The following is a 441-nucleotide window of genomic DNA, read 5'->3' as shown; positions in this document are numbered from 1 at the left end:
TTCATGACTGGGGTGAAGTCGTAACAAGGTAGCGCTAGGGGAACCTGGCGCTGGATCACCTCCTTACGTAAAGATTGTGCATTGATGAGTGTTCACACAGATTGATTTGGTTTAGATAAAAGAGAATGCAACGGGGCTATAGCTCAGCTGGGAGAGCGCTTGCATGGCATGCAAGAGGTCTGCGGTTCGATCCCGCATAGCTCCACCATCTTTAAGGGTTTTTAGACAGAATCTTTAGAAATGGTTTCGTTGTTTTTATAACGACAAATCTTGCTCTTTAACAATTTGGAAAGCTGACAAAGTAACTTATCTTCATTGATGGGTTACTTGTAAAGTTCTCAATCTTTATCTTTTGATAAAGACCAAAAATACACATTCAAGTGTGCTTGGTGAAAAACATCTTCGGATGCTTTTCAAAATTGAGTCCGGCAAAATCTGTCT

At 40.8% G+C, this 441-nt stretch carries 1 tRNA gene and 1 rRNA gene; both read left to right on the top strand.

From position 1 onward, the window contains the following. Positions 1-66: ribosomal RNA gene (locus tag FKN93_RS17595) — 16S ribosomal RNA — on the top strand; the annotation flags it as partial. Between the two features lie 66 nt (positions 67-132). Then, positions 133-208 (top strand) — tRNA-Ala (locus tag FKN93_RS17590). The last annotated feature ends 233 nt before the right edge of the window (positions 209-441 follow it).

This window comes from Vibrio sp. A8-1, assembly GCF_013048685.1.
GTDB lineage: Bacteria > Pseudomonadota > Gammaproteobacteria > Enterobacterales > Vibrionaceae > Vibrio > Vibrio metschnikovii.
Note: the sequence above shows the minus strand (reverse complement) of the source record. Positions and strands in the feature narration are given on the sequence as shown.